Source organism: Flavobacterium nitrogenifigens, from assembly GCF_003254565.1.
In the GTDB taxonomy this organism is placed as follows: Bacteria; Bacteroidota; Bacteroidia; order Flavobacteriales; family Flavobacteriaceae; genus Flavobacterium; species Flavobacterium nitrogenifigens.
This window is the reverse complement of record NZ_QJRI01000139.1, coordinates 1-5,616: the sequence shown is the minus strand read 5'-3', so window position 1 is coordinate 5,616 and position 5,616 is coordinate 1. Positions and strand designations below refer to the sequence as shown.

The following is a 5,616-nucleotide window of genomic DNA, read 5'->3' as shown; positions in this document are numbered from 1 at the left end:
TAATTTTGTGGCAAAATCATGGCCCAAAGAGTTTTTGAAAGCAGAAAATCCAAAAAAAAAAAAAAAATAAAGCTGCAGGAATCTTGGTTCGAAACTTATACACGTTAATTGCCATTAATGTCTGCTTCTTTAAAATCTATCTTTACCCTACCCAGCGCTGAATGGCAACATGATCAACATGAACTACCCGCATTTTCATGATCTCTTCAACATCTCGATAACTTAAAGCAGACCTAAGCTTAAAATAGACTGACTGTAGAATAATAGACTTTGGATAGCAATGGCCCTTTGCATTCATGGGTTTAAGAATTAAAAAAGGCAATGATAAAACTCAGCTTTAAATGCGACAGAGCCTCAAAATGACTTTTTAAACAAAAAAAAATGACATTCTAAACAAAATACCTCTTTCCAATTCCCAATAATTTTGTCTTATAACTTTTAAAATAAAAAGAAATGAGACCAAACAATTATCAGGGAGCGTTACAGCAGCAGATAGGTTCAGGATTTAACGCAGCATCAACAGCAAGTGATGTAATCAGGGGGATTGACCTTAAAGGCAAAATCATAATCGTAACAGGCGGAAATGCAGGCATTGGGCTTGAAACTGCAAAAACGCTTGCAAATGCTGGAGCTACAGTAATAGTTCCAGCAAGGGACATTGAGAAAGCTAAGATAAACTTAGGGAGCATTGAAAACGTGGAGCTAGAGCCAATGGACATTATGAATCCAGCTTCCATTGATGCATTCGCAGAAAAATTTCTTTCATCGGGCAGACCGCTGCATTTGCTTATAAATAATGCCGGCATTATGTGGGTGCCATTACGCAGAGACAACAGAGGAATCGAATCGCAATTGGCCACTAATTATCTAGGTCAATTTCACTTAACAGCAAAACTATTTCCGGCACTTAAAAAAGCAAACGGCGCAAGAGTAGTCAATGTATCTTCTCTTGGCCATCAAATGGCTCCCTTCAATTTCGAAGACCCTAATTTTCTTCACAGGGATTACGAAACCCTACAGGCTTATGGGCAATCGAAAACGGCAAGCAATTTATTCTCTCTCGAACTTGACAACCGCGCTAAAGCATTCAATGTAAGAGCCTACTCTTTGCACCCAGGTTCCATAGCAGGGACTGAATTAGCCCGAGAAGCTTCCTTGGAGTTGTTTCAAAAAATGGGCTTCTTGGATTCGCAAGGGAATATGCTTCCTGAAGTGGCGGCAAGGTTAAAAACAATCCCGCAAGGCGCTGCCACGACTGTGTGGTGTGCTACAAACGCTGCACTTGACAATATTGGGGGCGTTTATTGCGAGGATGCGGATATTGCTCCATTAGCTTCTGAGCAAAGCATTGGAACAAGTGGGGTCGAGCCTTATTCTTTGGATAAGCCCAATGCTAAAGCATTATGGGATTTAAGCGAAAAAATGACGGGTATAAAATTCCAAATTCCCTAATCAATATCTTAATTAAATTTTGAAAAATGGAAAGTTTTGATGGAAAAATAGCCGTTGCCACAGGTGGCAACAGCGGAATCGGGTATGCAGCGGCAAAGTTGCTTAGAGAAAAAAGGGGCGCAAGTCATTATTACGAGAAGAAGAAAAGAAGCGATTGAAAAAGCTGCCTTAGAATTGGATGCTATTGGAATGATTGCCGACCAATCCAATCTAAAAGTTATCAGTAATCTAGCGTCAGCAGTCCATAAACAGTTTGGCAGAATTGACATACTGCTGATCAATGCCGGAATTACTAGCGTTGCTTCAATTGAATCAACAACAGAAATTTTATTTGACCAGGTAATGCATGTAAATTTTAAAGGCGCTTTTTTTACATTAAGCATGTTTATCCCTTTTTTGAATGATGGGGCATCTGTTGTATTCCTGTCTTCAACATCTGCCAGAATTTCTCCGCCAAATGCATCAGTTTACGCCGCAAGCAAAGCGGCATTAAATGCAGTAATGAAAATAGCGGCAATTGAATTGGCATCAAAAAAAATACGGGTTAACGCAGTGAGTCCAGGGCCCATAGCTACAGAAATCATGGACAAGCTTGGTTTGCATAAGAATTTGGAGAACCAAATGGTCAATAGCCGTCCATTGATGCGTTTTAGCAAGCCGTTGGAAGTGGCAAATTTAATCAGCTACTTGCTAAGCGATCAGGCACTGTTTATTACCGGTTCTGAATTTTTAATTGATGGAGGACAATCTATATAGCAGTAAAAAGGAGGATTCCCACTCCTTTTTATTAAATTAGTCAAACAAAAACTGTTTTTTATGGAACATATCTCTAAATACTTGACATCCGAAATTAAGCTTTCAAGTTATGATGATAAATTATTTAAATCCGATTTGATTTTTGATGACCATATGCTGATTTGGTTTATATCAGGTGAAACAAAAATAATCCAAGCAGACACCACTTTCTATTTTAAAACTGGAGACATTTTCTTAATTCCTAGAAATGTGCTGGCTACAATAATAAATTATCCTAAAAATGGACAGCCGCATAAAACGGTTGTTATGCATCTGTCAATAGAACGCCTGAAAAAATTTTATGACAAGATTGATATAGACAAAAAACATATTGCAGAACAGAAAATATACAGTTTTAAAAACCATCCCCTGTTGGAAAGCTGCTTAAGTTCAGTGATGCCTTATTTTGATTTGAAAGATGAATTTCCTGAGAATATTGCATCGCTGAAAATTACTGAAGCCATTAGCATCCTGAGAGAAATCGATAAAAGTGTGGATAACGTTTTGGCAAATTTCGATCAGCCCGGTAAAGTGGATCTGATAAATTTTATGGAACGCAATTTCATGTTCAATATGCCAATGGAAAGACTAGGCTACTTAACCGGCAGAAGCTTATCGACATTTAATAGAGACTTCAAAAAGCATTTCAATAATACTCCTCAAAAATGGCTGACTGAAAAGAGACTGCAGCTGGCATACTACCAACTGTCAGAGAAAAGAAAAAAACCGACAGAAGTTTATCTTGAGGTAGGTTTTGAAGACCTTTCCCATTTTTCCTTTGCCTTTAAAAAAAAATACGGCATAGCGCCTACCCAATTGCTTTAAAGAAAATCCGAAGCAAAAGTTTCGGGTTCTCTGTTTTGCATTTTACATCAATCCCTAACAGGGCATTTAAACCAAATTCACAAGGCCAATTAAAGACAGACACTACATATAATAAGCCAATATCTTCAAATCTTCCATAAAATGATGCGAAATTTATCCATTTGGGGTCGCTATTTAAAATAAAATTAAGTTAGCGGGAACAGAACTCCAACCATCACCTTACCACTCTTATTAAACCATCAGCAATCGAATAACTATCAAATTATATCTGCCGATAAAATCAACCGCATTTCTTTACCAAATCCACGATCGTCGACCAAAACAAAAGCAAAATAAAAATTAAAATCAATCTGCAAGAAAAGAAAAGAAAAGAAAAGAAAAGAAAAAGAAAACACATAACTAACTAACTAACTAACTAACTAATGAACTTTTAAACAGTCTATCCATTTAAACAAATTCGCTAGCCGAATCAATTTTAGCGTCATAGGCCAAAATCGCAATTAAAAAATCTTGCGAAAGAAAGAAAGAAAGAAAGAAAGAAAGAAAGAAAGCTTTTTCTGCAGGAAATGAAAAGAGACGGCAGAGCCGTCTCTTCCAATATAAAAAGCTAAAAATAACACTATTTAGGTTTCACGCTTAACGGCGCATATATATGGGGGCAGATAATTCCAAAGGCCGCATTAGTTTTTGGAGATTCTTTTCAAAAATTCAGATGGAGATTTGCCTTTATGCTTGCGAAATGCCCTAAAACAGCTTGATCGGCAGCCAAATCCGCATGCAAGCGAAATTTCCTTAATGGATAAATCCTTTAGCATAGGCTGATTTAAATTATCTATCAAATAATCGATTCTCTTTAAATTTATGTAGTCATTGAAATTGGAGCCAAACTCCGCATTAATCAGATAAGAAATCTTATGGACTGTGATTCCTGTCTCCTCTGCTAGCTGGGCCAGAGATATATCTTTACTTAAAAAAAGCATTTTGGAATTGGTGAAAAATTCTATTGCTGCCAAACATTGTTCTTTTTCTTCCTTTGTCAATCTGTGAAATGCCCCCATATGTCCGATTTTTTTTAAATTATTTCAATTAGATGGTAAAACGCCTATTTCTGCAATTGCCCTCAGTATCTAAAGACCTGATCTAATCCCGAAATTAGCTGAGCTTATGGTGCAGCGCTCAATTGCATGGGAAGCCTCTGCCTATTTAAGGCCGGAAAAAGCGGGTGATGCCTGCTGCGCCACCTCAGGACATTCTGCTTTCCCTCGGTGTGGCAATATTCTTCCAGCAGCCTTCTGAGCCTTACTGCATGGGTCCTTACAATGCTGCTGCCTCCAAAAAAAGGCGGACGCTTCACGACATTCGCCCCAATGGCATATTCACCAATGCCACCGGTTCTTTGGAGCATCGTTTCATTTACAATGAAGGCCAGGAATTCAGAAAGCACGGCAGATTTTCTAAACCCCTGAAAATGCAGCACCCTGAGGAGCTCTGATTCGATATCGCTCTGGGTAAAGCCATCAGGCAGAGCGGCCATATGCAATTCCATCATATTCTTGATCTTTTGGATACGTCAATTCCAGATAAAATTAGGCGCTTTGAGCTGAAAAATAATCGGCAGCCATTCCTATTTCGGTTTCATTTTATAATCTGAAACCATTTTTTTTCTCCTAAGTTACTTCAAAGGCAGAATCGCAAAGCAGAGCAAATCAGCTAATTGAAGAACATCTGAAAAAGCCAGGCAGCCGCGAAGCATCAGAAAGAGATTTTAATGGATTGGGATATCAATTTCTCAGACTTCAAAAAACATGCAATTCAATTCTTACTTGCATCCGCTTGATCAATACTGATTTTTTCCGATAGCTCAAATGGCTATGGCTACTATAGGGAGGCATTGCCACAAAACGGTAAAAAACAGGAAACGATTAAGATGAATCCAAAATCTGTCGAATTAAATCCCGATAATGGAGATGGCAAAAGACATTACAAAGAACTGCTCTAATCACCCAATATAAAGGTCTCTCCAAAAACTAAGAAAACAAAAAAACTCCAGATTTCTCTAAAGCTTTGTTTTTAGCAACGGCGGCAGGACTCGAACCAGCTATCTCACAAACTACTTTCACTAGTTTTTCTGTTCTAAACAATTTAGCTATCAAATGTCCATAAAATAATCCTCCCCATTAAAATCAATCGCACTCTTTTCCCAACTCCATACCCGCCGGCCAAAATCAAAACAAAATCAAAACAAAACAAAAACAACAATAAAAAAATCTTTAAAAAGAAAGAAATCTTTCACTGTAGAAGGTTCAAATATCCAGCTAAAAGCACTGGTTCGAATCCCGTTAGGGTCACTATAAAAAAATGAGAAGCTTGAGAAATTGGTACTTCTCAGGCTTTATATTTTTCCTGATACGAAAACAGGACCCGAACCATCACCTTACCACTCTTATTAAACCATCAGCAATCGAATAACTATCAAATTACATCTGCCGGTAAAATCAACCGCACTATTTTCCCAACTTCCCTCTCGCCGGCCAAAACAAAAAC

General features: G+C 38.0%; 5 protein-coding genes. 3 read left to right on the top strand and 2 right to left on the bottom strand.

Annotation, left to right across the window (positions count from 1 at the left end; translation table 11 throughout):
* Positions 1-453 precede the first annotated feature (453 nt).
* From DM397_RS00695 to DM397_RS00685, 3 genes are all read left to right on the top strand, one after another.
* Positions 454-1,452, top strand: coding sequence for an SDR family NAD(P)-dependent oxidoreductase (locus DM397_RS00695; RefSeq protein ID WP_111375729.1), 999 nt, complete (start codon positions 454-456; stop codon positions 1,450-1,452).
* A gap of 63 nt (positions 1,453-1,515) precedes the next feature.
* On the top strand, positions 1,516-2,208 hold the full coding sequence (locus DM397_RS00690; RefSeq protein WP_317048794.1) for an SDR family oxidoreductase: 693 nt from the start codon (positions 1,516-1,518) through the stop codon (positions 2,206-2,208).
* A 60-nt stretch (positions 2,209-2,268) separates the two neighbouring features.
* The gene (locus DM397_RS00685; protein ID WP_111375728.1) at positions 2,269-3,072 is read left to right on the top strand and encodes a helix-turn-helix domain-containing protein; all 804 of its coding nucleotides are present in this window, start codon (positions 2,269-2,271) and stop codon (positions 3,070-3,072) included.
* Positions 3,073-3,752: 680 nt separating this feature from the next.
* On the opposite strand, the gene DM397_RS00680 is transcribed toward DM397_RS00685, so the two are convergent.
* Positions 3,753-4,085 (bottom strand): helix-turn-helix domain-containing protein, encoded by a 333-nt coding sequence (locus DM397_RS00680; RefSeq protein ID WP_162615445.1) that lies wholly within the window; start codon positions 4,083-4,085, stop codon positions 3,753-3,755.
* Positions 4,086-4,234: 149 nt separating this feature from the next.
* Positions 4,235-4,621 (bottom strand): hypothetical protein, encoded by a 387-nt coding sequence (locus DM397_RS00675; RefSeq protein WP_111375726.1) that lies wholly within the window; start codon positions 4,619-4,621, stop codon positions 4,235-4,237.
* Between the last annotated feature and the right edge of the window lie 995 nt (positions 4,622-5,616).

What these genes read in the sequence shown, in the direction of transcription:
- DM397_RS00685 (WP_111375728.1), top strand. Translation starts at nt 2,269, where the DNA reads ATGGAACATATCTCTAAATACTTGACATCCGAAATTAAGCTTTCAAGT.
- DM397_RS00695 (WP_111375729.1), top strand. Translation starts at nt 454, where the DNA reads ATGAGACCAAACAATTATCAGGGAGCGTTACAGCAGCAGATAGGTTCA.
- DM397_RS00675 (WP_111375726.1), bottom strand. Translation starts at nt 4,621, where the DNA reads ATGATGGAATTGCATATGGCCGCTCTGCCTGATGGCTTTACCCAGAGC.